The sequence below is a fragment of the Parasphingopyxis marina genome, from assembly GCF_014237875.1.
Taxonomy (GTDB): domain Bacteria; phylum Pseudomonadota; class Alphaproteobacteria; order Sphingomonadales; family Sphingomonadaceae; genus Parasphingopyxis; species Parasphingopyxis marina.
Genome location: NZ_JACJVJ010000002.1, coordinates 111,964 through 138,030, shown reverse-complemented (window position 1 = coordinate 138,030; position 26,067 = coordinate 111,964). Strand labels below are relative to the sequence as shown.

Below are 26,067 nucleotides of genomic sequence, written 5' to 3'. Positions count from 1 at the left end.
AGGAAGAGCGGTGAAGGGAAGCATATGCGTATCATGTACAAGATGTTGGGAATATTGACCGCTTTCGCCGTTTTTGGAACAGCAGGAACGGCCCGTGCCCAGACGGATGAGGGCTTTCGTCAATATATGCAGCAGTTGAGGGCGCAGGCGATCGCCGAAGGCGTGAGCCCGCAGACGCTCGACCGCGTGATCCCGACGCTGACCTACAATCCGCGCGTCATCCAGCTCGACCGCAGTCAGCCCGGCGGCAGCTTCGATTCCCCGATCCCGCCTTTCGCGCCTTATCAGGCACGTCACGTCAATTCGACGCGGATCGCAGGTGGCCGCAGCACCTATAACCGGGTGCGCGCCCAGCTCCTCGATATCGAGCGGCGCACCGGCGTTCCCGGCAAGATCGCTATCGCAATTTACGGTCATGAGACGGGGTATGGCCGGATTACCGGCGATTTCGACCTTCCGCGTTCGCTGGCGACGCTGGCCTATGAGGGCCGCCGCCGCGATCTGTTCGCAGGCGAATTCATCGCCACGATGAAAATGATCGATCGCGGCGTACCGCGCGAACAGCTGGTCGGAAGCTGGGCCGGGGCCTTCGGCTATCCGCAGTTCCTGCCGAGCGTTTATCTGCGCCTCGCAATCGATGGCGACGGCGACGGACGTTCAGAAATCTGGCGCAGCGAGCCCGATGCGCTCGCCTCGATCGGTAACTATCTCCACAATGCCGGCTGGCGAGCCGGCGAGCCCTGGGGCATCGCCGTCAATGTGCCGTCCTCGCTCGATCGTAGCGCTGTCGCCAACCGCACGGACGCCGCGCGCTGCCCGCGCGTGATGGAACGACACAGCCGGTGGATGAGGATGGCCGAGTGGCGTGCGCTCGGCATCCGACCGCAATCGGGCGCCTGGCCCGACGACGACATTATGGCGACCCTGTTGGAGCCCGACGGCCCGGGCAGCACGGCCTATCTTCTCACCAACAATTATCGCGTGATCCTCGACTATAACTGCTCGAATTTCTATGCGCTGTCGGTGGGATTGCTGGCTGATGAAATCGTTCGATAAACGGATAACCCTTGCATTGGCGGCGCTTGTCGCACTGGCCGGGTGCGGCGGCGGCAATCTGGCGCCTGCGCCGCAAAGCGCGTCGACCGGGCAGGTTTATGGCGCCGCCGTGTCCGACACGCCCGTCATTATCGGCGATCCCTACACGATCGAGGACCGGACCTATGTGCCCGCCGATCCCCAGCATTATGACGAGGTCGGGCTCGCCTCCTATTATGGAAACGAGCTTTCGGGCCGTCCGACGGCCAATGGCGAGCGGTTCAATCCGTCGGGGATTTCCGCGGCTCACCGCACCTTGCCGCTTCCCTCCTATGTCGAGGTCACTGCGCTTCAGACCGGCCGGACGATCCTTGTCCGGATTAACGATCGTGGGCCGTTCGCGGGCAACAGGATCATCGACCTTTCGGTCGGCGCGGCGCGCCAGCTCGGAATCGTCGAACAGGGAACGGCGCCGGTGCGCGTCCGCCGCATATCGCCGGTCGAGAGCGACCGGGCGCGCCTGAGGATAGGGCAACCCGCCGAACCCCGACTGGACACCTCGCCGCAGCTTTTGACGGCGCTTCGCGCGCGGTTCGAACAGGGCGGTGGGGCTATTCCGCAAGCCGTGCCTTCTCCGGACGTTCCTGCCGCCGCCAATGCGGCCTATGCTCCGGCAGCGGCGCCTATTTCCACACCCGCACCGCCGTCTTCAGCAAATCCCGGTGTTACCTTTCAGGTCGAAGACGAAGCGCGGCCTGTACGGCCCACCCAGCCACGGCCTCCCGCCGCAAGCCCGCCGCCGGCCGCAAGCGGAACCTATTTCGTCCAGCTTGGGGCCTTTTCCAATGCGGCCAATGCCCGGCGGCTCGCCAATCGGGCCAGCGCACTCGGACAAATCCAGGTGACCACGATCGACAATATCCGGCGTGTGCGGATCGGTCCCTATCCCAGCGAAACGGCGGCGCGCGAAGCGCTGTCACGGGCGCATTCCGCCGGATTCGGCGATGCGCGGATATTCCGCGACACCGGTCGCTAGCAAACTCCCTGAAGGAAAGTCAGATGAAACGCGTATCCGTATTCCTGGCCCTCGCCGCAACGGCCCTTGCGGCCACGGGCTCGGCCGAAAGGCCGGTTTATGACGGCGAAGCGCCGGTCGCCTTCCTCTACGATATGAGTTCCGGCGCCGTGCTGTTCTCGCGCGATGCGGACCGGCGAATCCCTCCCGCCTCGATGGCGAAGATGATGACCGCGCACGTTGTGTTTGACCTGATCGACGAAGGCGAGCACGCGCTGGACGAAGAATGCACGGTGCGGCCGGAAACCTGGCGGCAATGGCACGGGCCTGCCGCCGGATCGACAATGTTCCTCTCTCCCGGCGAACGGGTAAGCATCGAAAACCTGCTCTACGGGGTCGTGACCGTATCGGGAAATGACGCCAGCGTCGTGCTGGCCGAGTGCATTTCCGGCACCGAAACCGCCTTTGCCGCGCTCATGAACCGCAAGGCCGAGGAACTGGGGCTGGAAAACAGCCATTTCGGCAATGCCACCGGCTGGCCCGACGAGGGCCGGTCCTTTGTGACGGCACGTGACCTTGCTCGGCTCGCCGCCGCGACGATCCGCCGTTATCCTGAACTCTACACGCAATTCTATGCGCGCCGCGAGTTCACCTGGGGCGAAACCATGGGCAATAACGAGCCCATCACCCAGCCCAACCGCAATCCGATCATGGGCCGTGTTGACGGCGCCGACGGCCTCAAGACCGGCCACACCCAGGAAGCGGGCTTCGGCTTCACCGGTTCCGCCGAACAGGAGGGCAGGCGGCTCGTCATGGTCGTCGCCGGGCTCGATTCGTTCAGCGAGCGGATCAGCGAAAGCGTGCGTTTCCTCGAATGGGGTTTCAATGCCTGGCAATCGCGCCGCCTGATCGCCGCAGGCGGGCAAGTCGGCACGGCGCAGGTACAGGGCGGGGATGCCAGCGAAGTGCCGCTCGTCGCGCCGCGCGATCTCGCCGTCACGACGCCCGCAGGCCTCGCGGGAGATCGTGAGGTCCTCATCCGCTATACTGGGCCGGTCCGCGCGCCGATTACTGAAGGCCAGCATATCGCCGATCTCATCATCCGCACGCCGGACATGCCGGAGCAGCAAATGCCGCTCGTAGCCGGCGAAGCGGTCGGCGAGCGCGGGTTTTTCGGACGAGTCTGGGCCGGGTTGCTGTCGCTGGTCGGGCTCGGGTGAGCGGAAAATTCATCTCGCTCGAAGGCGGCGAAGGGGCTGGAAAATCAACCCATTCGCGCCGGTTGGCGTCATGGCTTCACGAGCAGGAAATCGCCGTCGTCGCGACCCGGGAGCCAGGCGGCACGGCCGGCGCCGACGCGATCCGCGCGCTATTGCTCGATGACGACGTTCCGCTCTCCGCGATGGCCGAAGCGCATCTTTTCGCCGCTGCTCGCGCCGACCATGTCGAAAGCCTGATCCGGCCCGCCCTGGAAAAAGGGCAGTGGATCATCTGCGATCGCTTCGTCGATTCTTCGATCGTCTATCAGGGTATCGCGGGCGGGCTGGGCGCAAGCGTCGTGCGCGGGATCAACGAGACCGCGCTGAACGGCTGCTGGCCCGACTTGACCCTATTGCTCCGCACGGGCGCGCAAATCGGCGCAGAACGGGCATTGGCGCGCGACGGTGACGAGAATGACCGGTTCAGCATTCGCGATCTTTCCTTTCATGAGGCCGTAGCTGGGGGATTCGAGTTGGTTGCCGCCGCCGAACCCGAACGTTTTGCCATCATCGACGCCGAACAACCCGTTGACGCTGTTACGGAAGCGATCTGCAATGCGGTGCGAGAGCGGCTGTTGTGAAGCTTTTTGGCCACGATAGCGCCGTTTCAGAGTTCCGCGACGCGCTCGATTCCGGGAAACTCCATCACGCCTGGCTGCTTGCCGGGCCGCAAGGCGTCGGCAAGGCGCTGTTTGCCGATCTCGCCGCGAAACGCGTGCTTGCCCAGGCCGCGGCGCCCGAAACGCTGGGGGAAGGGCTCGCCGTCCCCGGCGGCCACCCCACGGCCCAGCTGATCGCCGCCGGGAGCCACCCCGATCTCCGTCGCCTCCAGCGGCTGCCGCGCGAGAGAAAACCCGATGAACTCGCGCGCAATGTCACCGTCGATCAGGTGCGCCGTATCCAGTCGCTCTTTTCGACGACACCGTCGATGTCGGACTGGCGCACCGTCGTCATCGACGCGATCGACGATCTCGAGCGTCCGGCTGCCAATGCGCTGCTCAAAAATCTCGAAGAGCCGCCGGCAAAATGCGTCTTCCTGCTCGTCTGCCACAGCCCCGGACGAATCCTGCCGACGATCCGTTCGCGCTGTAGAATGCTCAAGTTTTCAAGGCTTTCCGATGACGCCATGGCGTCAGCCATACGGCAGGCCGAGCCCGATCTCGATCCGCAGGAAATTACCGCCCTGGTCGGCATCGGCGGCGGAGCGCCGGGTCAAGCGCTGCGCTATGCCGGGCTGGAGATCGCCGCGCTCGATGACACGATCAGCGCGCTGATCCGCGAAGGGGATCGCGGAAATGCGGCTCGCAGCACGCTTGCGAAATCGCTGTCTCTCAAGGCGGCCCAACCGCGCTACGAAGCTTTCCTCGAACGCGCGCCCGCGGCGATCGTCGCCCATTCGAAAAATCTGAGGGGCAGGGCGCTTGCCCATGCGATTTCTACCTGGGAAGAGGCGCGTTCGCTGGCAGGCGGCGCGCAGCATCTCTCGCTCGATCCGCAGGGCACGGTTTTCGCGCTTGCCGGGCTGCTCGCTTCGCTGCATGAACCCCGGCCATGACCGCCGATTCCAAGCCTTTCTACATCACCACCGCCATCAGCTACCCGAACGGTAAGCCGCATATCGGCCATGCCTATGAGGCGATAGCGACCGACGCGATTGCGCGGTTTTTCCGGCTTTCGGGCCGCGACGTCCGTTTTCAGACCGGCGTCGACGAGCATGGTCTGAAAATGGTGAAAACCGCGCGCGAACGCGATATGGACGTGCGCGATTTCGCCAATGAAATGACACCGTATTTCATGGCAATGTGCGACGTTCTTAATGTATCTTATGATCGTTTCATTCGCACGACCGAGGAAGCAAACCATCTCGCCGTACAGGAGATCTGGCGGCGGATGGAAGCCAATGGTGACCTGTATCTCGATCGCTATGAAGGCTGGTACTCGGTTCGCGACGAGGCCTATTACGACGAAAAGGAGCTCGAAGACGGGGAAGGGGGCGAAAAACTCTCCCCGCAGGGCACTCCCGTCGAATGGACGGTCGAGGAAAGCTGGTTCTTCAAGCTCTCGGAATATCAGGACAAGTTGCTCGATCTGTACGCGCGCAACCCCGGCTTCATTCAGCCCGAGAGCCGCCGCAACGAGATCGCCAATTTCGTGGAAGGCGGGCTGCGCGATCTTTCGGTCTCGCGCACCAGCTTCGACTGGGGCGTGAAGGTTCCCGGCAGCGAAGATCACGTCATGTATGTCTGGGTCGATGCGCTGACCAACTATCTGACCGGGCTCGACTGGCCGGACGAGGATGGGCTTTATGCGCGCTATTGGGGCGAGGGCGCTGACGTCACCCATATCATTGGCAAGGACATCGTCCGCTTCCACACCATCTACTGGCCGGCCTTCCTGATGAGCGCCGGTCTGCCGCTGCCGGATCGCGTTTTCGGCCACGGCTTTCTGCTGAATCGCGGCCAGAAGGAATCGAAATCGGTCGGCAACGTCACCGATCCTATCGCGCTGGCCGAAACCTTCGGGGTAGATTCCGTCCGCTATTTCCTGCTGCGCGAGGTAAGCTTCGGCAATGACGGCAGCTATTCGGCAGAAGCCATCGTCACCCGCTGCAACGCTGATCTCGCCAACGATCTCGGCAACCTTGCCCAGCGCACGCTATCGATGATCGCCAAGAATTGTGACGGCACGGTGCCAGCGCCCGGTGAGGCCAGCGAGGCCGATGCCAAGCTTATCGCAACCCTTGAAGCCATTCCCGCCGAAGCCGCCGAAGCGATGGACGAACTCGCCATCCACCGCGCACTCGAAGCGATCTGGCGCGGGGCCGGGGAAGCCAATCTCTACATTTCGGAGGAACAGCCCTGGTCGGTGCGCAAGATCGATCCCGGGCGCGCCGACACGGTCCTCTATCGCTGCGCCGAGGCCGTGCGGCAGCTCGCGATCCTTGCGCGCTGGGCCATCCCGGAATTGGCCGATGCGCTTCTCGACCAGCTCAGCCAGGGCAAGGATGCACGCGATTTTGCTGCTCTCGCGACGCCGTTGGCGGCCGGGCTGACCTTGCCCCAGCCCCAAGGCGTCTTCCCGCGCCTGGAATTGCCCGCAGAGCAGGGTGACAGTTAGGGGCTGAACGCCTATTTCTGGCGCCATGTTTGTCGATAGCCATTGCCACCTCAATTATGAGGGACTTGCCGAACGTCAGAGCGAAGTGCTCGCCGCGGCGCGTTCGCGCGGCGTGTCGACGATGCTCAACATCTCGACCCGCGAGAGCGAATGGGACGATATCGTCAGCACGGCGGAACGCGAAGGCGACGTCTGGGCGTCGATCGGCATCCACCCGCACGAAGCCGACGCGCATCCCGATATCGATACCGCCAAGCTTGTCGCCCGGGCCGATCACCCGCGCGTCGTTGCAATCGGTGAAACCGGACTCGACTATTATTACGATCATTCGGACCGCGACCGGCAGCGCGCGAGCTTCCGCAGCCATATCGCCGCCTGCCGCGAATCCGGCCTGCCGCTGATCGTTCACACTCGCGAGGCTGAGGAAGACACCGCCGAAATCCTCGCCGACGAGATGGGGAAGGGGCCGTACAAGGGCGTCATCCACTGTTTCACCGCAAGCCAGGATTTCGCCGAAAAGGCGCTCGATCTCGGTTTCTACATCTCGATTTCGGGCATCGTGACCTTCAAGAATGCGAAGGACCTGCAGGAAAGCGCGAAGACGATACCCGCCGACCGGCTGCTGATCGAAACCGACGCACCATTTCTCGCGCCGGTGCCCAATCGCGGCAAGACCTGCGAACCGGCCTTCGTCGCCGATACTGCAGCGTTTCTCGCGGACCTGCGCAGCGAAAGCCTCGAGACGCTGGCGGACTATACGAGCCGCAACTTCCACACGTTGTTCGACAAGACCGTCCAGAAGACGCCAGCGTGAAGCTTCGGATCCTCGGTTGTGGAACATCCTCGGGCGTGCCCAGGATCGGTAATGATTGGGGCGCCTGCGATCCTCAAAATCCCAAAAATCGGCGGATGCGGTCTTCGATCCTGGTGTCGACTGCCGACACGCATATCCTTGTCGATACCGGGCCCGACCTACGCCAGCAGCTGCTCGACGCCGACAGCAAGCGCATCGATCATGTAATCTGGACACACGAACATGCCGATCACTGCCACGGTATCGACGAGCTGCGTCAGCTCTATTTTGCGCTAGGCGGACCGGTTCCATGCCATGCGCGGCCGGGTGCCCTTCGAGAAATCACCCAGCGCTTTGATTTCGCGTTCAAGGGAACCGGGCCCTATCCGTCTTACGCTCAGCCCTTTCCGCTCTCCGATAATTGTACGCTTGGCGGCATCACCGTGACCGCAGCCGATATGCCCCACGGCTCGATCACTTCGGCGGCCCTGCGTTTCGAATATGGCGGCGCGAGCGTGGCCTACACCACGGATTTCACCGGCCTCACCGCCAAGGCCATGGAATGCGTGAGCGATGTGGATATCTGGGTGGTCGACGCCCTGCGGCGGCGCGAACATCCGACTCATCCGCATCTTGCCCAAGTGCTCGGCTGGATCGAGAAAGCCCGGCCTAAACGCGCAATATTGACGCATATGGACCATTCTATGGACTATGACATGCTGTCCGGGGAACTGCCTGACGGAGTAGAACCCGGCTATGACGGGCTGGAGGTGGAAATCGGATGAACGAGGGGCAGGGCGTCAGCATCCTCTGGGCGATCGGCGCACTTACTCTTGTCGGCAGCGCCTTGTTCGCCCGCCGCATTCCAATGGGACAGGCGGCAAAAATGGCGCTGGCATGGATCGCGATCTTCGCAATCGGGCTCGTCATCTACGCATTTCGCAACGACATAAAGGCATTCGGCCAGCGTGTCTGGTCCGAGATCAGTCCGCCAGAAGCCGTTGTCGAAGGGGAGGCGCTGCGCATCCGCCAGTCACCCGACGGCCATTTCTGGGTCACGGCCCTAGTCAACGGCAATGAAGAACGCTTTCTGGTGGACAGCGGCGCGACGATCACCGCGCTCTCGGTGGGCGCCGCGCAGCGTTCCGATGTCGAAAGATCCGGCGGCTTTCCGATGGTGCTTTCGACGGCCAACGGCGTGATCAACGCAGATCGCGCCGAGGTCGCGACACTCGTCGTCGGGCCCATCCGGCGCGAGGCCGTTTCCGTTGTCATCGCCGAGGAATTTCAGGGCACCAACGTGCTCGGCATGAATTTCCTATCGTCGCTCTCAAGTTGGGGCGTCGAAGGGGAATGGCTCGTCCTCCAGCCCTAGGCTTTGCGGCTGCACGCTTTCGAGCAACAAAGTGATGCACGTCACTCCGAGATGGGCCGATAACGGCGAAAAACATTTCATCGCCCCCGATGGAGAATCACCCATGCGCTTTCACATTTTTGCCCTGATCGCACTGCTGGCAACGCCGCTGGTGCCTGTATCGGGTCAGGATGACGCGCCGCCGCCGCTACATCCGTTCGTACCGAGCGCCCCGGTTGTAACGACCGACAATATTGCCATTCCCGGCCATTTGCCCGCCGCGCTTCCGCGCAATCGCGCGAGAACCGGTTTGGCCGGCAGCAGCTCGCCCGGCGGCCTGCCGCCGGACGTCGATGTTCAGCGCGGCCCTTCGCCGACGGCGCCGATACCGATCCCATACCCGACGCTTTCGAGAACCGGCGCATCGAGCAATGCCCACATCTATCAGTCCCAACAATCCGATCTCGTTTTCGCCCGGCAGCGCGCCGGCCTAAGCGTAGGATCGGACCGGTCAATCAATATAGGCGCAAACCGCACGCGAACGCCTGGTGCCGATCAGCCGGTCGTGATCGGCCGGCTAGCAAACGGAACCGATCATCCGCCTCGGCCTCGATAGCCGCGACTTATCCCGCAGAAACGCAGCCCCAGCGGTTTGCCGGGGCGCTTTTTGCCGTTAGGGGCCTCGAGAGGGCCTTGGATCGTATAGGGACGTCTATTTTACATAATGTATATTATCGGGATTAAAGATCATCGCGTTCGATAACCCCCCTCGCACCGTTGAGCGACTTTCCGCCGCGATTTCGAGGCTTGCAGCCATCATGGAGCGGCTGCGCAATCCCGAATCCGGCTGCCCCTGGGATGTCCAGCAGACGTTCGCGACGATTGCGCCATATACGATCGAGGAAGCCTATGAGGTCGCCGACGCGATCGAGCGCGACGACATGGCCGCGCTCAAGGACGAACTCGGCGATCTTCAGTTCCAAGTCGTCTTTCATGCCCGCATGGCACAGGAATCCGGCGACTTTACGCTTGCTGACGTGATCGAAGGCGTTGCCGACAAGATGGTTCGTCGGCATCCGCATGTCTTCGGCGATGGCGATGCCGGGCCCGGCTGGGAAGCGATGAAAGCTGCGGAAAGGGCGCGAAAGGGCGATGAAAGCGCTCTCGATGGGGTAGCAAAGGCCCTCCCCGCGCTGCTCCGCGCCGAAAAGCTGCAGAAGCGCGCGGCCCGTACCGGTTTCGACTGGCCTGATGCCGCCGGCCCCAAGGCCAAAATCGCGGAAGAGCTTGCGGAACTCGAATCTGCCAAGAACGAGGTGGAGCGCATTGAAGAGATGGGAGATTTCCTGTTCGCAGCGGTTAATCTAGCGCGCCATCTCGGAATCGACCCGGAAGCGGCCTTGAGAGCGGCCAACGGCAAGTTCGAGCGGCGTTTCCGTTCGATGGAAGACCGCGCCGGCGCTTCATTTTCTGCGCTTTCCCTCGACGAAATGGAGTACCTGTGGGAACAGGCCAAGGCCGCAGAACGCTAGGCCGCAGCCTCCCTGCCCTGAAACCGCTCCCAGTCGATAGCCGAAAGCTTCACGGAAATTCGCATGATATCACCGTCAACATCCTGATCCAGAACGCTTCCATTACGGTGGAGCCAAGCCATGCTCTCCCCGTCGGATAGCGCAATTTCGACCTCATGGACGCTGCTACCTCTGTCGAGCGCCGTGACCATCAACTCGCGGAGGTCATCGACCCCTTCTCCGGTCAGCGCCGATACGGCGAGGACGTCGGCGCGCCGCTCGGCCGCGTTGCAGATCCGTTCACGCGTCGCAGGATCGAGCATATCGATCTTGTTCCAGGCTTCGATCAGGGGAGCACTCCCCTCCCCGGCACCCGCGCCGATCTCCTCGAGCACGGCCAACACATCGACGCGCTGCTCGTCGCTATCGGGATGCGCGATATCGCGGACATGGACGATTAGGTCGGCAGCATTCACCTCTTCCAGCGTCGCCCGGAAAGCGGCTACGAGCTGGGTCGGCAGATCGGAAACGAAACCGACCGTGTCCGACAGGATCGCCTTGTCGAGCCCGGGAAGCGAAATTTCGCGCATCGTCGGATCCAGCGTAGCAAACAGCAGGTCCGCCGCCATGACGCCACTTCCCGTCATCTCGTTGAAAAGTGTAGATTTTCCGGCATTGGTATAGCCGACAAGCGCGATGACCGGCCAGGGTGCCTTTTGCCGCCGTGCCCGGTGGAGGCCCCGTGTTTTCTTGATCTGTTCCAACTCCTTGCGCAACTTCGCCATGCGATCGCGGATCATCCGGCGGTCGGCCTCGATCTGCGTTTCACCCGGACCGCCAAGAAATCCGAATCCGCCACGTTGGCGCTCAAGGTGCGTCCAGGACCGAACGAGCCGTCCCGCCTGATAATCGAGATGCGCGAGTTCGACCTGAAGTCGCCCCTCGGCGGTGGCCGCCCTCTCCCCAAAAATTTCGAGGATCAACCCTGTCCGGTCGATGACCTTGACCTTGAGTTCATCTTCAAGCGTCTTTTGCTGAACAGGCGTAATCGCGGTATCAACGATGACCAGATCGGCCTCGGCGGTGCGAGCGTCGATTGCCAGACGTTCGACCTGCCCTTTGCCGAACAGACTGGCCGGACGCACTTGGCGGATTTTTACGGCCTTGCGGTCGGCAACCTCGATCCCGATGGCTTCGGCGAGCCCCGCCGCCTCGTCGAGCCGGGACGCATTGTCCCTGCCCTCCGCTTGGCCAATATCGGGAAAGACGACCAGCGCACGATCGCCGCGCGCGAAGCCATCACCCTCGTCGCGTTCGAAAACGCTCAAGAGTCGGCGTCGGGTTCCGCGCTACCCAGATCGAGCGCATGGGCCGGCTGGATGGTCGAAATCGCGTGCTTGTAGACAAGCTGCGACTGGCCGTCGCGGTTAAGCAAAAGGCAGAACAGATCAAACGCCGCCACTTCGCCCTGAAGCATCACGCCGTTGACAAGGAACATCGTCACCGGATCGCGTTCGCGTTTTACCGCATTGAGGAAGATTTCCTGCAGCAGCTTACCGGTTTTCTGCTGTTCGAACGCCGTCTCGATTTCCGACATGTCGATCGGCGCGCCGGGCATGATCGTCGAGATCGCGTGCTTGTAGACAAGCTGAGACTGGCCGTCGCGGCGCAACAGCACCGAGAAATTGTCGAACCAGGTGATAACGCCCTGAAGCTTCACGCCCTTCACCAGGAACATCGTGACCGGGGTCTTCGTCTTGCGCAGCGTGTTGAGAAACAAATCCTGAAGTATATTGACCTTTTCAGCCATTATTGGCCTCCGGTTCTTGGCGGGTCCATAGCCCGCTTGGCATCGTTGATCGACGTCTGTTCGATAAGGCGGCGGCGCCGCCTCACCGTCAGATGTAGGATGCAACGCGTACGATATCAATCAGTTGCTGTTTTTCTTCGTGTCGTGAAGCCCGAGCGTCTTCAGCTTGCGATGAAGCGCAGAGCGTTCCATACCGATAAAGGTCGCGGTTCGCGAAATATTGCCGGAAAAGCGCCGGATCTGGACGCGCAGATATTCGCGTTCGAAGGTTTCGCGGGCCTCGCGTAGCGGCGTTCCCATAATTGCACGAGCGCCGGTATCGGGCGTGATCTGCATTTGATCCTCGAGAATTTCTCCCGGCAGCATATCCACATCGATCCGCGCGATACGGTCGCCCGGCGCAAGAATGATCGTCCGTTCTACGATGTTTCGCAACTGGCGGACATTGCCGGGCCATTCATAGGCCTGCATGGCGGCGACTGCTTCCTCGGAAATTTCGGGATTGGGCACGCGCCGTTCGGCCGCATAACGGGCCGCGAAATGCTCGGCGAGCGGCGGGATATCTTCCCGGCGCTCAGCGAGCGGCGGCAAGTGAACGGGCACAACGTTGAGCCGGTAAAACAGGTCCTCGCGGAACCGCCCCTCCTCGATTTCCTTCTCAAGATCCCGGGCCGTCGCGGAAATCACGCGCACGTCCACATTCACCATACGCTGGCCACCAACCCGGCTGAACCGTTGGTCGGTCAGTACGCGCAGGATGCGAGCCTGGGTGTCGAGCGGCATGTCCCCGATCTCGTCGAGGAACAATGTCCCGCCATGCGCCTGTTCGAGAAGACCGGGGTGTGGTCCGTCGTCATCCTCCGTTCCAAACAGCTCTTCCTCGACCCGTTCGGGCGTCATCCGTGCCGCCGAAACGACCACGAAATTCGCATCCGTCCTGTTGCTCCAGCCGTGGAGCAGTCGCGCGGCGACCTCCTTGCCGACGCCGGCAGGTCCGGTAATGAGTACACGACTGCCGGTGCCGGCAACCCGCTTGAGGGTGGCGCGCACCGCGTTGATCGCGCTCGAATTTCCGGTCAGCTCATCTTCCTCGCCGATCCGGGCCCGGAGCGACTCGTTCTCACGCCGTAACCGCTGGGTTTCGGTCGCGCGCGCAACCAGATGTAGGAGCCGGGCCGCCTCGAACGGCTTTTCGATGAAATCGACGGCGCCACGGCGGATAGCGGCAACCGCGGTGTCGATATTGCCATGGCCCGAAATCACCAGCACCGGCAGACTGGGATCACGCCTTTTCAGCTCGTCGAGCAGATCGAGTCCGTCGAGCTTGGAGCCCTGCAGCCAAACGTCGAGCAAGACCAGCGACGGCCGTCGTTCTTCGATCGCCGCGATCGCATCGTCGCTATTCTGCGCGGTGCGCGTCTCATAGCCTTCATCCTCGAGCACCCCTGCCACGAGCTCGCAAATATCCGCTTCGTCATCGACCACCAAAATGTCGAGCGCCATGTCAGGCCGTCTCCTCGTTGCTTCTCGTTAATTGGGAAAGGCGAGCATCTTCCTCGCCGCTAGCGGGCACGGCATCCTTGAGCGGCGCCAACGTCTGGGCATCGAGCATGATTCGCACGCGCGTACCGCCATCGGATATGTCCGCGAAGGAAATCGTGCCGAAATGCTCTTCGATGATTTTCTTGACGATCGCGAGCCCAAGCCCGGTGCCGCGTTCGCGCGTGGTCATATACGGTTCGGTCAGCCGTTCGCGCTCTTCGGGAAGCCCTACGCCATTGTCTTCGACATCGATGCAGAAGCGCCCCTTCTCGAATGTGACGGCGAGCCGCACCTTGCCGCCGGATTCTCCCTCGCCGAATTTCTGCTCCACAGCCTCAACCGCGTTTTTGACGACATTGGTGAGCGCCTGGCCGAGCTGCCGCCGGTCGCAGACCAGCTGGGGAACGCCGTCGTCCACCGACTGATCGAACGCGATCTCCGGATGAGCCACCTCGTGCAGGAAAATCGCCTGCCGCGCGATATCCACCACGGATTCCTCGCGAAATACGGGCTTCGGCATCCGCGCGAAGGACGAGAATTCGTCGACCATGCGCCGTAAATCGCCGACCTGCCGGACAATCGTCCCGGTCAGTTTCGAAAAGGTGTCAGTGTCCGGATCGGCGGTGGCGCCAAACCGGCGCTGGAGCCGTTCGGCCGCGAGCTGGATCGGCGTCAGCGGGTTCTTGATCTCATGGGCAATCCGGCGCGCCACGTCCGACCAGGCGGCGCGGCGCTGATCGAGCAACTGCTCGGTGATATCGTCGAAGGTCAACACGTGGCCGCCCTGATCCTCGACGATATTGACTGCCAGAGTTCTCGGATCGCCGCCGCTCGCCATCTGGATCACCGCGTCGACCTTCCCGCTATCGAGCAGCCGGTCGAGCTCGGGCGCGATATCGGTCAGGCATTTCTCCATCAGGCCCGTTTCTTCAGCTTCTAGCAGTTCGGCCGCAGACCGATTGACGAGGCGGATGCGTCTGTTGCTGTCGACGGAAACGACGCCGGCCGACACGCTCGACAACACCGCTTCGGTGAAAGCGCGGCGGCTATCGAGCTGGTCGTTCGCGAGAACGAGCGCGCCCGTCTGCTCTTCGAGCCGCCCGGTCATGCTGTTGAACGCGTTGGCGAGTGTCCCGATCTCGTCCTTCGTCTCCGGTTCGGCCACGCGCGTCGAAAGATTGCCGTCTGCAACCTTGCGCGCCGCATCTACGAGCGCCTCCACGGGCCGCACGAGCCTGTCCGCGACCGTCAGCGCAATCCAGATCGCTGCAGCGACGATCAACAGCGAAATCAGCAGCAACGCCGCGTTGAACCGGAGTTGCATTGCCCGTCCGCGGCTCAGCAATTGATCGTAGTCGGCAAGAACCGCCTGGGCGCGTTCGGTCTGCAGTTGCATCTGCGGATCGGACACGCGCGAGGCATAGATAAGATATGGCGAATCCTCGCTGAAACGCGTCAGTGCCTCGAACCGGTCACCGGCATCGTTTACCGCCGATTGCGTGTTCGAATCGAGCCGCGCGAGCAGCGACGCGGTCAGCCTCGATTCGAGCGATGCGTCATCGGGATTGGCCAGCGCCTCAGTGCGCACCTCCCCTTCCTCACCAACCGTGAAGATCGCCGCGTCCGACAGTTCGCGCGCAAAAACCTGAAACGCAAAATTCTCGGCGAATTCGGGGCTATCGAAAGAATACGTCCGGGCGAGCGGGGCAAGGTCGACCGCCATCATCGTGGTTTCGGCGCCAACCTCTTCTAGGCTTTGCGCATAGAAATCCTCGGCCAAGCTCCCTGCATTTTCCAGCGTGTCCCGCGCGCGCTCCGAGAACCAGAATTCGACCCCATATTGGAACAGGAGCGACGCGAAAATCACCACGAGCAAGGTCGGCACCGCCGCGATTCCTGAAAACAGCGCGACCAAACGTACATGCAACCGCCCGTTGCCCCCGATCGGGGAGTGGGCAGCCCTGCTTTGGGCAATTCGGCGCGCGATCAACACCATCAAAAACATCGCCGGAACCAGCAATGCCACGAGCAGGAGCGCCGTCAGCAGCGGCGTCGGAAACAGGTCGTCGGGCGCGTTCTCTCGGGTGAGAATGAAATAGGTCAGCGCCAGCATCGCAAGGAAAATGCCGAGCGTGACGATCTCGATCGACGGCATGAACCAGCTCTTGCCGCGCAGCGCGCCGAGCCCTCGCTTGCCGTCCCTCGGCTCCGTCAAATCTTCGTCTCGCGCCATCGTTGCGCAACTAACACAGCGGCGTTGCAACGAAAACACAGTTTTCCAGTTTTGCCGGGAAATTGGGGCGCATCAAAGCCTCGCTTTGTCGCAAATACGCCATGGGCGCATCAGGCGGCGGCTTTCTCCAGCCATGGCCCGTAAAAATCGGCGAGCATCTGGAGCACTTGCTCGGGATCCCCTTCGGTGTTGGCGCGATGGCGGAACTCGGCCGAGCCGTGCAGGCCCTTGGTGTACCACCCGATATGCTTGCGCGCGAATTTAACACCGACATCCGCGCCATAGTGATCGAGCATGTCGCGATAGTGGGCGGCGATGACGCGATACTGTTCGTCGAGCGTCGGATCGGGCTTTCGCTCGCCGGTCGTGAACCAGTGCATCATCTGCGACAACAGCCACGGCCTTCCATAAGCGCCGCGCCCCACCATCACGCCGTCCGCGCCCGACTGTTTCAGCGCTTCCTCGGCATCGTCAATCGAGCAGATATCGCCGTTGACTATGACCGGGATGGAAATCGCCTGCTTGACCTGCGAGACGAAGTCCCAATCGGCATGGCCCTTATACATCTGGCAGCGCGTACGGCCGTGGACAGTGATCATCTGCACGCCGAGATCCTCGGCGATCTTCGCCAATTCCGGCGCGTTACGGCTATGATCGTCCCAGCCCGTACGCATCTTGACGGTCACGGGCACGCCAACGGCTTTCACCGTGGCTTCCATCAACTTCCTGGCGAGCGGCACTTCGCGCATCAGCGCGGATCCGGCGTTACCGCTGACGACCTTGCGGACTGGGCAGCCGAAATTGATGTCGATGATCGCCGCCCCGCGTTCCTCGCTGAGTTTCGCGGCTTCGCCCATCGACTCCGGATCGCAGCCGACCAGCTGCATCGATACCGGGTCCTCGATCGGGTCCCAGGCCGCTTTCTGGATCGACTGGCGGGTTTCGCGGATCGCCGCCTGGCTCGCCACCATCTCGGTGACGTTGAGGCCCGAACCGTAGCGCCGGACGAGGCGACGGAACGGCCGATCCGTCACGCCGGTCATCGGCGCGAGGATCACCGGGCAGTCGATCGTCAGCGGGCCGACGGAGATGGGGGCAAGTTTGATCATGATCGTTCGGCGCGCATCTAGTCATAAAGCCATTGGCGGGCAAGCTGCGGCTGGCTAAGGCGCATCGCATGGCAGACCGCCCGAAAGTCGCCGCGCTGATCGTCGCCGCCGGAAAGGGCGAGCGCGCGGGCGGCGTCATTCCCAAACAATATCGCGAGATCGGCGGGAATTCCGTGCTTTTCTTGGCCGCCAAGGCGCTGCTCGGCCATCCCGCCGTCGATCGGGCTCAAGTCGTGATCGGTGAGGGCCAGCGAGAAGCCTATGAAACGGCCGTAATGGGCCTCTCGCTCCCCGCCCCCATAATTGGCGGCGAAACCCGGCAGCAATCGGTGCGCAACGGCCTCGAAGCGCTCGCCGCCACGGAGAGCCCCGATATCGTGCTGATTCACGATGCGGCGCGCCCGGATACGCCCCCGGCGGTGATAGACCGCCTGCTGAGCGGCCTGGGGGCCCATATCGGTGCGATCCCCGCGCTGCCCGTGACCGACAGCCTCGCACGCACCGACGGTTCTACCGTCGACCGCAGCGCATTCGTCAGCATCCAGACCCCGCAAGCCTTCCGCTTCGAGGCAATTCTCGCCGCCCATCGCAGCTGGAGCGGCGCGGAACCAGCGACCGACGACGCGGCCATCGCCCGCGCCGCCGGCCATGAGATCGCGCTGATCGAAGGCGATGCGGCGCTACGGAAGCTCACCTTTGCCGAGGATTTCGCCATGTCCGCTGCCGGCCCAACCCCCTTCCCGCCGGTTCGCACCGGTTCGGGCTTCGATGTGCATGCCTTCGGGCCGGGCGACGCCGTGTGGCTCGGCGGCATCGAAATCCCGCATGACCGCGCGCTTTCGGGGCATTCGGACGCCGATGTTGCACTTCATGCGCTCACCGATGCGATCCTCGGAGCAGCCGGTGCGGGTGATATCGGCGACCATTTCCCACCATCGGACCCGCAATGGAAGGGAGCGCCTTCGCGTTGCTTCCTCGAACATGCCGCAACGTTGGCGCGCGGAGCGGCGTTTGAAATCTGGCATGTGGACGTCACGATCATATGCGAAGCACCCAAAATCGGGCCGCACCGCACCGCCATGCGGCAGAAAATCGCCGAAATCCTTGCGATCCCCGAAAATTCTGTCAGCGTAAAAGCAACCACCAGTGAAGGTTTGGGCTTTACGGGACGCAGGGAAGGCATCGCCGCGCAGGCCGTGGCGACATTGGGAAAGGGAAGGAACTGATATGCACGGTTTTGGGAAAATTGCTGTCGCGCTCGGCATGATATCGCTGCCGGTCCAAGCTTTTGCCCGCCCCCAATGCCTGACCCACGGCGAGGCAGAAGCCGTCGCAACGGCCTTCCTGCCTGCGCTCATCACCAATGTACGCGACCAATGCCGGCCACTGCTCCCCGTTGATGCCGCGCTCACCACACAAGGTCTCGAAATGGCCGAACGCTACAGCGGTCCGGCGCTGCGGGCGCGGGATGTCGCGAACCCGATCGTGACGCGGATGATTTTTTCGGGTGAAAACCCGCCGGCCGAGGCGAATTTCGATCCGTCGACGGCTCTCGATATGGTCGAGGCGGTTATCGCGGTCGAACTTGCCGGCGAACTCGATGCGGATGGATGCGCGCTCGCCAACAATATCTTTTCCGCGCTGGAGCCCCTGCCGGCCGCCAATTTCGCCCGGCTTTTCGTGATCTTTCTCGATATCGGCAGCCGCGACGATCCGGTGCCCGGTCCGTTCAGCCTTTGCCGCGAAGAGGAAGCTTGATTCCATGCCGCAGATCGACACACTGCTCCCGCCCAGGCTCGTCGACAAGGCCCGTCGCGTCGTCGAGGCCAATCGCAAGGCCGGCCGGCGCATCGCGCTGGCCGAAAGCTGCACCGGCGGCCTCGTCGGCGCCGCGCTTACGGAAATCCCGGGGTCCTCGGATGTCTTCGACGCGAGTTTCGTCACCTATTCGAACAAGGCCAAGGTCGAGCTACTCGGCGTGAATCAGGATGTTCTGGACACATTCGGCGCGGTTTCCCCCGCCGTCGCCTGGGCAATGGCGATAGGTGCGCAGGAAAAGACCGATGCGGATGTGGCGGTATCCATAACCGGCGTGGCCGGGCCGGGAGGCGGAACCGAGATGAAACCGGTCGGCACCGTGGTTTTCGCCCGGGCCAAGCGCGACGCCAATCCCGAACAGGTTGCGGCGGACCAGAAATGTTTCGAGGATGACGGCCGCGGCGGCGTCCGGCTTCAGGCCACGTTATGGGCGCTCGAACTGCTGCTGCCCGGCGCGCGGCTGGTGTCCGACGAAGAGGAATAAAGCGCCCCTGCCCGCGTTTCGAAGGCATCCGTCATCTTCCGCAGCGCTCGATCGAAAACTTGGCCCGCAAGGCTCTCGAAAACCCGGTTTCGAAAAGCAAAATCGACCGAAAAATCGATGATGCAACCAACGTCCCCGTCAGGCCGAAAATGCCATTCATTGTGGAGGAATTTGAGCGGGCCATCGACATAGTCGACGGCAATCCGGCCGGGCCGTTCTTTGTGGACGCGTGAGGTGAAGGTTTCCCGCAGCGACTTAAAGCCTGCAACCATGTCCGCGACCATTTCGGTTTCGCTGTTCGACCGTATCCGCGTTGCCACGACCCAGGGCAGAAATTCGGGATAGCGGGCGACATCCGCCACCAAGTCGAACATCTGGCCGGGCGTATAGGGAACCGAACGGGATTCACTGTGACGGGGCATCGCAGCGCGGCCGTCAGCCCTTGGCGAGTTGCGCTTCGCGAGCCGCGCGCATCTTCTCGAAATCATCGCCGGCATGATAGCTGGACCGCGTCAGCGGGCTCGACGCGACAAGCAGGAAGCCCTTGGCACGCGCGATGGCCGCATAGGCATCAAAGGCCTGCGGCGTCACGAAATCGGCGACTTTTGCGTGTTTCGGCGTCGGCTGGAGATACTGGCCCATGGTCAGGAAATCGACATCCGCCGAACGCATATCGTCCATCACCTGATGAACCTCCATCCGCTCCTCGCCGAGCCCCATCATGACGCCCGATTTGGTGAAAATCGAGGGATCAAGCCGTTTCACAGATTCCAGCAACCTTAGCGAGGCATAATAGCGCGCGCCCGGGCGGATCGTGGGATAAAGCCGCGGCACCGTTTCCAGATTATGGTTATAGACATCGGGCCGAGCTGAAACGATCGCTTCCACAGCGGCTTCCGCCTTGTTCCTGAAATCCGGCGTGAGGATTTCGATAGTGGTTTTCGGCGTCGTTTTCCGCAGCGCTTCGATCACCTTCACGAACTGGCTCGCGCCGCCGTCCGGCAAGTCGTCCCGGTCCACCGAGGTAACAACGATATGCTCCAGGCCGAGCTTGGCCGCGGCGTCTGCCGTGTGTTGCGGCTCCATCGCGTCAACGGCACGCGGCATGCCGGTTTTCACATTGCAGAACGCGCAAGCCCGCGTACACACATCGCCGAGGATCATCACGGTGGCGTGCTTTTTCGACCAGCATTCCCCGATATTGGGGCACGCCGCCTCTTCGCATACCGTGTTGAGATTGAGCTCGCGCATCAGCCTGCGCGTCTCGTTAAAAGTCTCGCCCACCGGGGCCTTGACGCGGATCCAGTCGGGCTTGCGGCGGCGCTCGACGTTCTTGAGGGGCAGCGGCTCGTTCATGCCGTCCAGATAGCGACGGAAAAGCGGGCTTGCTACCCCCTCCTCGCTCTGCCAGTCAGTCGCCATGACCCGATATGCCGATCTCGTCCAAGGTTATCGCCGCTTCCGGGAGAATGGCTGGAAGATTCAGCGCGATCGCTGGAGCGAACTGGCCAAGGGGCAGAGCCCGAAGGTGATGGTCTTCGCCTGTTCGGACAGTCGCGTCGATCCGGCCCAGATTTTTGATGTGTCGCCGGGCGAGATCTTCACCGTGCGCAACGTCGCGGCCCTTGTTCCGCCGTATGAAATAGGCGGCGGCTATCACGGCGTTTCCGCGGCGCTCGAATTCGCGGTCACCCAACTCGAGGTCGAGGAAATCGTCGTTATGGGCCATGGCCTATGCGGTGGCTGTCAGGCCGCACTTTCCGGCGCCTTCACCGGCACCGAGCCTGGCAAGGGCGGTTTCATCGCGCACTGGATCACCCTCCTCGACCAGGCGCGCGAAACCGTCGTCGGCCTCCATGGGCACGAAGGCGAGGAAGCGCTGCACGCAATGGAACATGAGGCCGTTAAGGCCAGCCTCGCCAATCTCCGCACCTTTCCCTTCGTGACCGAGCGGGAGGCCGGGGGAAAGCTCAAACTACACGGCGCCTGGTTCGCTATCAGCAGTGGCATGCTGCATCTGTTGGACGAGGAAAATGGCGAATTTGCACCAGCACGAGGCTGACGTCATGACGCCGCGCACGGCATAGCGAACGAAACATAAGAGGGAGGAAGTCAATGAATTGGAGTCCCATTCCGGCCAGTTGGTCGGCACCATTGCTCAGTGTTTTGCGGATCGTCGCCGGCCTGTTGTTCTTCGCCCACGGCGTTTCGAAAATTCTCGCTTATCCCCCTGCCCCTTTTCCGGTCGAAGGCCTTTCGCTGATGGCCGGCTATTTCGAACTGATCTTCGGCGCTCTGATCATTTTCGGCCTGTTCACGCGGATCTCTGCCTTCCTGATGTCGGGCCAGATGGCGATCGCCTATTGGCTCGTCCATTTCGCGATGGGACCGTTGCCCGTCGCCAATAATGGCGATGCTTCGATCCTGTTCTGCTTCATCTTCCTCTATATCGCCGCCGCCGGCCCCGGCCCGTGGAGCATCGATGCGGCGAGGAGCAAAACGCCATGAATCGCCTAGGAATAACCGCCCTCGCCATGATTCTGTCGACGGCGCCGGCCGCTCTCGCCGCACAGGAAACCGTGCCGCCGCTTGCGGACGCCGATTTCAACGCCGAAACCGAGGCGAACCGGACGATTATCGAACAGTTCGCCCGGCTGTTCTGGGTGGACCGCAACGTCCGCGAAGCATTCATGACCTATGTCCATCCGGACTATATCCAGCACAACCCGATCGCCGCCGATGGCCGTGACAATGCGATTACCGCGCTTTCCGGCTTCTTTGAAGCCGTTCCGACCTTGAATTACGAGATCCACCGGATCATCGTCGACGGCAATCTCGCGGCCGTCCACACCCGCATGCGGATGAACGAGGATGATCGCGGTTCGGCCGTGGTCGACATCTTCCGGATCGAAAACGGATTGATCGTCGAACATTGGGATGTGATCCAGGCGGTACCCGAGGAATCGGCCAACGATCACCCGATGTTTTAGACTTTCAGGACGGGAGCAGGAACATGAGCGGCAAGAATGTTTTCTGGATTGTACTTATCTTCGTCGCGGCATTCGTCGGGGCGTTTATAGGCCCTGCGCTGCTGGGTGATATGCCGATCGGCGTCGTAGCCCTTCTCCTCGTCCTCATACTGGGCGGTACGATCGGGTTTGTCGTCTATTCGCTTTCGGGCAATCGGGGCGGGGCCGCGGCATCCGGCGAAGAGCTGGCCAGTGCCCGCGCCTTCGCGCCGGCGGACGGCAAGGGCCGGATCTACATTATCCGTCGCGGTTTCGTGGCCGCGCTACAGGGCATGAATGTGGAGATCGACGGCGTCTTCTCGGGCCAAATCAAGTCTAAACAGTTCCTGATGGCCGAGCTCGATCCGGGCACCTACCGGCTTAGCGCGCAAATGGCGCGGGCGGCCAAGGCCAAAAACGCGATGGCGATCGAACTGCGCGCCGGAGAGGCGGTCGCCATCCAAGCCTTTATCGAGATGGGCGCGGTTTCCGGCAAAGTGATATTCGAGCGCGTCGAGCCACCCGTCGCCAAGGCGCAGGTCGCCACCATGAAAATGCTGCACTGGAGCGATACCGCTAGCGGTTAGCAGACGGGCTTTCACCTGCTAGAGCGCCCGGATGCAAACCGGACAGATTATCTCGCTCGCCCTGTATTTCGCCCTGATGCTCGGCATCGGGCTCTACGCCTGGTGGACCACCGACGAGGATGTCGAGGGCTATATGCTCGGCGGCCGCAAGCTCAGCCCCGCCGTCGCTTCGCTCTCGGCGGGCGCGTCGGACATGTCGGGGTGGATGCTGCTGGGCCTGCCGGGCGCGATGTACGTCACGGGGCTTTCCTCGGCCTGGATCGCGATCGGCCTGTTTATCGGCGCGCTGCTCAACTGGCTCATCGTCGCGCCGCGGCTGCGCGTCCACACGGTGGAAGCCGACGATGCGATCACCATCCCCGATTTCTTCGAGAAGCGCTTCGAGGACAAGTCGCACATGCTGCGCGTGATCTCCTCGGTCGTTATCGTCATCTTCTTCACCCTTTACACCTCGAGCGGCGTGGTCGCGGGTGGCAAGCTGTTCGAAAGCGCCTTCGGTGCGGACTACACCTTCGGGCTTTGGCTCACCGCGGGCGTCGTCGTGGCCTACACCTTGTTCGGAGGGTTCCTGGCGGTCAGCCTTACCGATTTCGTCCAGGGCTGCATCATGTTCGTGGCGCTGGTGCTCGTGCCGGTCGTGGCGCTGACGGATGTCGGCGGCTCTGGCGGGCTGGAAGCCACTATCGGAGGCATCGACCCCGGCCTGCTCGACCTGTTCGGCGGGATGACGCTGATTGGAATCATATCGGCCTTGGCCTGGGGCCTTGGCTATTTCGGCCAGCCGCATATCATCGTCCGCTTCATGGCGATCCGCAGCGTGAAGGAAGTGCCGAAGGCGCGCAATATCGGCATGACCTGGATGGGCGTCACCTTGATCGGCGCGCTCTCCACCGGGCTGATCGGCCTTGCCTATGCGACCGAGAACGGCATCGCGGTCGACGATCCCGAAACGATCTTCATCATCCTCAGCCAGATCCTGTTCCATCCGCTGATCGCCGGCTTCCTGCTCGCCGCGATTCTGGCCGCGATCATGTCCACCATCTCCTCGCAGCTGCTCGTCTCGTCGAGTTCAATGACCGAGGATTTCTATGGCATCTTCCTGCGCCGCGACGCGAGCCAGAAGGAACTAGTGCTTATCGGCCGCCTGTCGGTCGTCGCCGTAGCGCTGGTCGCGATCTGGCTCGCCTATGATCCGGACAACAATGTGCTCGGCCTCGTCTCCAACGCCTGGGCGGGCTTCGGCGCCGCCTTCGGCCCGATCGTGCTGCTAAGCCTCACCTGGAAGCGGATGACACGCAACGGCGCGCTGGCGGGCATGATCGCGGGCGCGGCGACCGTCTTGTTCTGGATCTATGCGCCGGTGCTCGCGAACGGCGCCACCCTTTCCAGCCTGCTTTACGAGATCGTACCTGGTTTCCTCGTCTGCGGCGCGGCCGCGATCCTTGTCAGCCTGGCCGGCAAAGAACCCGCAGCATCGATCACGGATACCTTCGACAGGGCGCAAGCCGCGCGGTAAAGGATAACCATGCCCAACGATCACGACCGCCACAGCCCGAACATCGCGCTGCTCATCGATTCGGACAATGCGTCTCCCCAGGGGCTCGATCCGGTGTTGACCGTCCTGGCCGAGCTCGGCACGGTCAATATCCGCCGCGCCTATGGCAATTGGCGCAAGCAGGCGCTCAAAAGCTGGGCCGATCTCGTCCATCGCTACGGAATAGAGCCGCAGCAACAGTTCGACCTGACCCGCGGCAAGAACGCCACCGACATGAAGATCACGATCGATGCCATGGACTTGCTGTTCAGCGGCCGGGTCGACGGCTTCGGGATCATGAGCTCGGACAGCGATTTCATGCCGGTCGCCATGCGTATCCGGCAGGACGGCCTACCCGTCTACGGCTTTGGCAGCGCCAAGACGCCCGAAGGCTTCAAACAGGCCTGCAGCCGCTTCATCGACGTCGACGCCCTGATCCGCGCGGAGAAGGAAAGGAATGGCGGCAGCAGCAAGAAAGGCGCGGTCGACGAAGAAGTCGTGGCCCTGCTGATCGACGCCTATGACGCCGCGAAGCGCGACGAAAAAGGTTTCGCCTCGCTCTCCGCGGTCGGCCAGCGCGCCGGCAACCGGTCAAGCTTCGACGTCCGCAACTACGGCTATTCCCGGCTTCAGGATCTGATCGACACGATCCCCAATTTCGCAACCGAACAGCGCGATAACGGCCAGGTGTTCGTCAAGAGGCTGCGCTAGGATCCATTCCCCGGACTAGCGGGCCTTGGCGACCGCCAGGGCAAACAGGTCCAGCAGCCTTTCATATTCGGGCGATGTGGAAGCCAGATCCTCCCGATTGCCCGGCGTTGGAGCAGAGAATAGCGCCTCTTCACCGGGAAAATACTCCTCCAATATCCTGTCATTCTCCTCGGCAAAGCCTGCCAAGACCTGCGATCGTTCGCTATCGGAAAGCAGGTCGGCGTTGCGGGAATAATAATCGAGATCCCGGAACTTGATCTGCAGGAAGCGCCGGTCGAGGGCTATTTTCCGGCGATCATAAATGTTGAACAGCCTGCAAATCTCGCTGCGTGGTGAGGGATTTGCGCGCCGTTCGAGCGGCGGGATCGCGATATCGCAGCCGACAATATCCATGAAGTCGTCGCAGATATCGGAAACGCCGCAGATCGGGTCCAGCCGCCGCACAACGATCCGCTCCCTTCCGAACGCGGCCTGCCAGGCCGTGATGGTCTCGTAATAGCAGAGAAGCTTGGCGGAAACCCGGCCCTGCCATTCCTGAAAGGAAAGCAGCATCGGCCTGCCTTTCACCTGTTGCTTGTACGCGCTCTCCAGTACCAGGTCCTGACGCCGGAGATAGATAACGATGTGAGTCTCGATCCCGTCGAGTTGCGCGGCGACCTCCGAGGGCTCGACGGGCCAGAGGCCTTCGGTACTGGCGATCACGGTGTCGCCGGGACGCGCATTGTCGCACGCCTTGCGCAGCCGCTGCCACGGGAAACGATCGATATCGGTCGCCGGGCCGTCCCACGTCCCCGCCCTTTCGAACTTGCCGGCCTTGTTGCCGACCAGCCCCACGCCGCAGCCCGCCAGCGCTTCTGTCTGCCGGGCCAATCGCTGTTGCAGCGCCGAGCTGCCCGCCTTGCGCCAGCCGATATGGAGGAAAAGTTTCGTGGCCACGTTTGTTGAGGGACCTTCTTCGCCCGTAAATTGTGATGGGGCCGCAAATGCGGAACTTCCGTCATTAAATCAATGTCCGGGCGACGGGAATGCGCGCCCGGCGATCGCAGCGCGGCAGGGCCCGCCCGTTCGCCAGAAAGCTGCCGGGAGGCGCAACATTGTTGCCATAACTTCACGAACTTCGCACACAGACGATCTTTTTTGGGCGATC

At 62.4% G+C, this 26,067-nt stretch carries 28 protein-coding genes; 20 read left to right on the top strand and 8 right to left on the bottom strand.

All coding sequences use genetic code 11. The annotated features are described in order from the left end of the window. Window positions 1-42 precede the first annotated feature (42 nt). The 11 genes from H6P80_RS09385 to mazG all read left to right on the top strand — a co-directional run bounded on the left by H6P80_RS09385 (window position 43) and on the right by mazG (window position 10,105). Window positions 43-1,056 carry a lytic murein transglycosylase gene (locus H6P80_RS09385; RefSeq protein ID WP_407947254.1) on the top strand — a complete coding sequence of 338 codons (1,014 nt, stop codon included), beginning with the start codon at window positions 43-45 and terminating at the stop codon, window positions 1,054-1,056. Further along, window positions 1,040-2,071, top strand: a complete 1,032-nt coding sequence (locus H6P80_RS09380) for a septal ring lytic transglycosylase RlpA family protein (RefSeq protein WP_185801143.1) — start codon at window positions 1,040-1,042, stop codon at window positions 2,069-2,071. Before H6P80_RS09385 ends, H6P80_RS09380 begins: the two co-directional genes overlap by 17 nt. A 23-nt stretch (window positions 2,072-2,094) precedes the next feature. Further along, on the top strand, window positions 2,095-3,270 hold the full coding sequence (locus H6P80_RS09375; protein ID WP_185801142.1) for a D-alanyl-D-alanine carboxypeptidase family protein: 1,176 nt from the start codon (window positions 2,095-2,097) through the stop codon (window positions 3,268-3,270). Then, complete coding sequence (gene tmk / locus H6P80_RS09370; RefSeq protein ID WP_185801141.1) at window positions 3,267-3,890, top strand: dTMP kinase; 624 nt, start codon at window positions 3,267-3,269, stop codon at window positions 3,888-3,890. The genes H6P80_RS09375 and tmk overlap by 4 nt, the downstream gene beginning before the upstream one ends. Beyond that, window positions 3,887-4,864 (top strand): AAA family ATPase, encoded by a 978-nt coding sequence (locus H6P80_RS09365; RefSeq protein WP_185801140.1) that lies wholly within the window; start codon window positions 3,887-3,889, stop codon window positions 4,862-4,864. The genes tmk and H6P80_RS09365 overlap by 4 nt, the downstream gene beginning before the upstream one ends. Further along, window positions 4,861-6,426, top strand: coding sequence for a methionine--tRNA ligase (metG, locus tag H6P80_RS09360; RefSeq protein ID WP_185801139.1), 1,566 nt, complete (start codon window positions 4,861-4,863; stop codon window positions 6,424-6,426). The genes H6P80_RS09365 and metG overlap by 4 nt, the downstream gene beginning before the upstream one ends. Before the next feature lie 25 nt (window positions 6,427-6,451). After that, a complete protein-coding gene (locus tag H6P80_RS09355; RefSeq protein ID WP_185801138.1) occupies window positions 6,452-7,240 on the top strand; it encodes a TatD family hydrolase in 789 nt (262 codons plus the stop codon). After that, window positions 7,237-8,004 (top strand): MBL fold metallo-hydrolase, encoded by a 768-nt coding sequence (locus tag H6P80_RS09350; protein ID WP_185801137.1) that lies wholly within the window; start codon window positions 7,237-7,239, stop codon window positions 8,002-8,004. Before H6P80_RS09355 ends, H6P80_RS09350 begins: the two co-directional genes overlap by 4 nt. Next, window positions 8,001-8,594 (top strand): retropepsin-like aspartic protease family protein, encoded by a 594-nt coding sequence (locus H6P80_RS09345; protein WP_185801136.1) that lies wholly within the window; start codon window positions 8,001-8,003, stop codon window positions 8,592-8,594. Before H6P80_RS09350 ends, H6P80_RS09345 begins: the two co-directional genes overlap by 4 nt. A 34-nt stretch (window positions 8,595-8,628) precedes the next feature. After that, a complete protein-coding gene (locus tag H6P80_RS09340; RefSeq protein WP_185801135.1) occupies window positions 8,629-9,189 on the top strand; it encodes a hypothetical protein in 561 nt (186 codons plus the stop codon). Window positions 9,190-9,391: 202 nt separating this feature from the next. Continuing rightward, window positions 9,392-10,105, top strand: a complete 714-nt coding sequence (gene mazG, locus H6P80_RS09335; protein ID WP_185801134.1) for a nucleoside triphosphate pyrophosphohydrolase — start codon at window positions 9,392-9,394, stop codon at window positions 10,103-10,105. On the opposite strand, the gene hflX is transcribed toward mazG, so the two are convergent. The 5 genes from hflX to dusB form a co-directional block, all read right to left on the bottom strand. Then, window positions 10,102-11,412 (bottom strand): GTPase HflX, encoded by a 1,311-nt coding sequence (gene hflX / locus H6P80_RS09330; RefSeq protein WP_185801133.1) that lies wholly within the window; start codon window positions 11,410-11,412, stop codon window positions 10,102-10,104. The genes mazG and hflX overlap by 4 nt on opposite strands. Further along, window positions 11,409-11,999: an RNA chaperone Hfq gene (gene hfq, locus H6P80_RS09325; RefSeq protein ID WP_268938902.1), complete on the bottom strand. Its 591-nt coding sequence runs from the start codon at window positions 11,997-11,999 to the stop codon at window positions 11,409-11,411. The genes hflX and hfq overlap by 4 nt, the downstream gene beginning before the upstream one ends. 15 nt (window positions 12,000-12,014) lie before the next feature. Further along, on the bottom strand, window positions 12,015-13,397 hold the full coding sequence (gene ntrX / locus H6P80_RS09320; RefSeq protein WP_185801131.1) for a nitrogen assimilation response regulator NtrX: 1,383 nt from the start codon (window positions 13,395-13,397) through the stop codon (window positions 12,015-12,017). Between the two features lies 1 nt (window position 13,398). Beyond that, window positions 13,399-15,591: a sensor histidine kinase gene (locus H6P80_RS09315; protein ID WP_185802079.1), complete on the bottom strand. Its 2,193-nt coding sequence runs from the start codon at window positions 15,589-15,591 to the stop codon at window positions 13,399-13,401. Between the two features lie 188 nt (window positions 15,592-15,779). Continuing rightward, entirely contained in the window at window positions 15,780-16,778 is a 999-nt protein-coding gene (gene dusB / locus H6P80_RS09310) for a tRNA dihydrouridine synthase DusB (RefSeq protein WP_185801130.1), read from the bottom strand. Between the two features lie 68 nt (window positions 16,779-16,846). Between dusB and H6P80_RS09305 the strand changes: the two genes are divergently transcribed. From H6P80_RS09305 to H6P80_RS09295, 3 genes are read left to right on the top strand one after another with little or no spacing between them, the layout of a single operon-like run. Further along, a complete protein-coding gene (locus H6P80_RS09305) occupies window positions 16,847-18,004 on the top strand; it encodes a bifunctional 2-C-methyl-D-erythritol 4-phosphate cytidylyltransferase/2-C-methyl-D-erythritol 2,4-cyclodiphosphate synthase (protein WP_185801129.1) in 1,158 nt (385 codons plus the stop codon). A gap of 1 nt (window position 18,005) precedes the next feature. Continuing rightward, entirely contained in the window at window positions 18,006-18,536 is a 531-nt protein-coding gene (locus H6P80_RS09300; protein WP_185801128.1) for a hypothetical protein, read from the top strand. A gap of 4 nt (window positions 18,537-18,540) precedes the next feature. Then, window positions 18,541-19,080 carry a CinA family protein gene (locus tag H6P80_RS09295; protein ID WP_185801127.1) on the top strand — a complete coding sequence of 180 codons (540 nt, stop codon included), beginning with the start codon at window positions 18,541-18,543 and terminating at the stop codon, window positions 19,078-19,080. Here the strand turns inward: H6P80_RS09295 and H6P80_RS09290 are convergent. Together H6P80_RS09290 and lipA are read right to left on the bottom strand one after the other, a co-directional pair. Further along, complete coding sequence (locus H6P80_RS09290; protein WP_185801126.1) at window positions 19,011-19,502, bottom strand: type II toxin-antitoxin system RatA family toxin; 492 nt, start codon at window positions 19,500-19,502, stop codon at window positions 19,011-19,013. The two genes, H6P80_RS09295 and H6P80_RS09290, sit on opposite strands and share 70 nt — an antisense overlap. A gap of 13 nt (window positions 19,503-19,515) precedes the next feature. Next, complete coding sequence (lipA, locus tag H6P80_RS09285; RefSeq protein WP_185802078.1) at window positions 19,516-20,436, bottom strand: lipoyl synthase; 921 nt, start codon at window positions 20,434-20,436, stop codon at window positions 19,516-19,518. A gap of 64 nt (window positions 20,437-20,500) precedes the next feature. Between lipA and H6P80_RS09280 the strand changes: the two genes are divergently transcribed. Genes H6P80_RS09280 through H6P80_RS09255 form a run of 6 tightly spaced genes read left to right on the top strand, consistent with a single transcriptional unit; the run spans window position 20,501 to window position 24,920 of the window. Beyond that, window positions 20,501-21,142, top strand: coding sequence for a carbonic anhydrase (locus H6P80_RS09280; RefSeq protein ID WP_185801125.1), 642 nt, complete (start codon window positions 20,501-20,503; stop codon window positions 21,140-21,142). A gap of 53 nt (window positions 21,143-21,195) precedes the next feature. Then, window positions 21,196-21,588, top strand: a complete 393-nt coding sequence (locus H6P80_RS09275) for a DoxX family protein (protein WP_185801124.1) — start codon at window positions 21,196-21,198, stop codon at window positions 21,586-21,588. A gap of 26 nt (window positions 21,589-21,614) precedes the next feature. Then, the gene (locus tag H6P80_RS09270; RefSeq protein WP_185801123.1) at window positions 21,615-22,070 is read left to right on the top strand and encodes a nuclear transport factor 2 family protein; all 456 of its coding nucleotides are present in this window, start codon (window positions 21,615-21,617) and stop codon (window positions 22,068-22,070) included. Window positions 22,071-22,093: 23 nt separating this feature from the next. Then, complete coding sequence (locus tag H6P80_RS09265; protein WP_185801122.1) at window positions 22,094-22,675, top strand: DUF2846 domain-containing protein; 582 nt, start codon at window positions 22,094-22,096, stop codon at window positions 22,673-22,675. Window positions 22,676-22,706: 31 nt separating this feature from the next. Further along, a complete protein-coding gene (gene putP / locus H6P80_RS09260) occupies window positions 22,707-24,191 on the top strand; it encodes a sodium/proline symporter PutP (RefSeq protein WP_185801121.1) in 1,485 nt (494 codons plus the stop codon). Window positions 24,192-24,200: 9 nt separating this feature from the next. Continuing rightward, window positions 24,201-24,920, top strand: a complete 720-nt coding sequence (locus H6P80_RS09255) for an NYN domain-containing protein (protein ID WP_185801120.1) — start codon at window positions 24,201-24,203, stop codon at window positions 24,918-24,920. 15 nt (window positions 24,921-24,935) lie between these two features. Here the strand turns inward: H6P80_RS09255 and H6P80_RS09250 are convergent, their stop codons facing one another. Continuing rightward, window positions 24,936-25,856: a hypothetical protein gene (locus tag H6P80_RS09250; protein WP_185801119.1), complete on the bottom strand. Its 921-nt coding sequence runs from the start codon at window positions 25,854-25,856 to the stop codon at window positions 24,936-24,938. Between the last annotated feature and the right edge of the window lie 211 nt (window positions 25,857-26,067).

Excerpts from the sequence above, each read along its gene's own strand:
- H6P80_RS09385 (WP_407947254.1), top strand. The coding sequence starts at position 43 with ATGTTGGGAATATTGACCGCTTTCGCCGTTTTTGGAACAGCAGGAACG.
- H6P80_RS09380 (WP_185801143.1), top strand. The coding sequence starts at position 1,040 with ATGAAATCGTTCGATAAACGGATAACCCTTGCATTGGCGGCGCTTGTC.
- H6P80_RS09375 (WP_185801142.1), top strand. The coding sequence starts at position 2,095 with ATGAAACGCGTATCCGTATTCCTGGCCCTCGCCGCAACGGCCCTTGCG.
- metG (WP_185801139.1), top strand. The coding sequence starts at position 4,861 with ATGACCGCCGATTCCAAGCCTTTCTACATCACCACCGCCATCAGCTAC.
- H6P80_RS09355 (WP_185801138.1), top strand. The coding sequence starts at position 6,452 with ATGTTTGTCGATAGCCATTGCCACCTCAATTATGAGGGACTTGCCGAA.
- H6P80_RS09345 (WP_185801136.1), top strand. The coding sequence starts at position 8,001 with ATGAACGAGGGGCAGGGCGTCAGCATCCTCTGGGCGATCGGCGCACTT.
- H6P80_RS09340 (WP_185801135.1), top strand. The coding sequence starts at position 8,629 with ATGCACGTCACTCCGAGATGGGCCGATAACGGCGAAAAACATTTCATC.
- mazG (WP_185801134.1), top strand. The coding sequence starts at position 9,392 with ATGGAGCGGCTGCGCAATCCCGAATCCGGCTGCCCCTGGGATGTCCAG.
- ntrX (WP_185801131.1), bottom strand. The coding sequence starts at position 13,397 with ATGGCGCTCGACATTTTGGTGGTCGATGACGAAGCGGATATTTGCGAG.
- H6P80_RS09315 (WP_185802079.1), bottom strand. The coding sequence starts at position 15,591 with ATGCCGTCGATCGAGATCGTCACGCTCGGCATTTTCCTTGCGATGCTG.
- dusB (WP_185801130.1), bottom strand. The coding sequence starts at position 16,778 with ATGATCAAACTTGCCCCCATCTCCGTCGGCCCGCTGACGATCGACTGC.
- H6P80_RS09305 (WP_185801129.1), top strand. The coding sequence starts at position 16,847 with ATGGCAGACCGCCCGAAAGTCGCCGCGCTGATCGTCGCCGCCGGAAAG.
- H6P80_RS09300 (WP_185801128.1), top strand. The coding sequence starts at position 18,006 with ATGCACGGTTTTGGGAAAATTGCTGTCGCGCTCGGCATGATATCGCTG.
- H6P80_RS09295 (WP_185801127.1), top strand. The coding sequence starts at position 18,541 with ATGCCGCAGATCGACACACTGCTCCCGCCCAGGCTCGTCGACAAGGCC.
- H6P80_RS09290 (WP_185801126.1), bottom strand. The coding sequence starts at position 19,502 with ATGCCCCGTCACAGTGAATCCCGTTCGGTTCCCTATACGCCCGGCCAG.
- lipA (WP_185802078.1), bottom strand. The coding sequence starts at position 20,436 with ATGAACGAGCCGCTGCCCCTCAAGAACGTCGAGCGCCGCCGCAAGCCC.
- H6P80_RS09280 (WP_185801125.1), top strand. The coding sequence starts at position 20,501 with ATGACCCGATATGCCGATCTCGTCCAAGGTTATCGCCGCTTCCGGGAG.
- H6P80_RS09275 (WP_185801124.1), top strand. The coding sequence starts at position 21,196 with ATGAATTGGAGTCCCATTCCGGCCAGTTGGTCGGCACCATTGCTCAGT.
- H6P80_RS09270 (WP_185801123.1), top strand. The coding sequence starts at position 21,615 with ATGATTCTGTCGACGGCGCCGGCCGCTCTCGCCGCACAGGAAACCGTG.
- H6P80_RS09265 (WP_185801122.1), top strand. The coding sequence starts at position 22,094 with ATGAGCGGCAAGAATGTTTTCTGGATTGTACTTATCTTCGTCGCGGCA.
- putP (WP_185801121.1), top strand. The coding sequence starts at position 22,707 with ATGCAAACCGGACAGATTATCTCGCTCGCCCTGTATTTCGCCCTGATG.
- H6P80_RS09255 (WP_185801120.1), top strand. The coding sequence starts at position 24,201 with ATGCCCAACGATCACGACCGCCACAGCCCGAACATCGCGCTGCTCATC.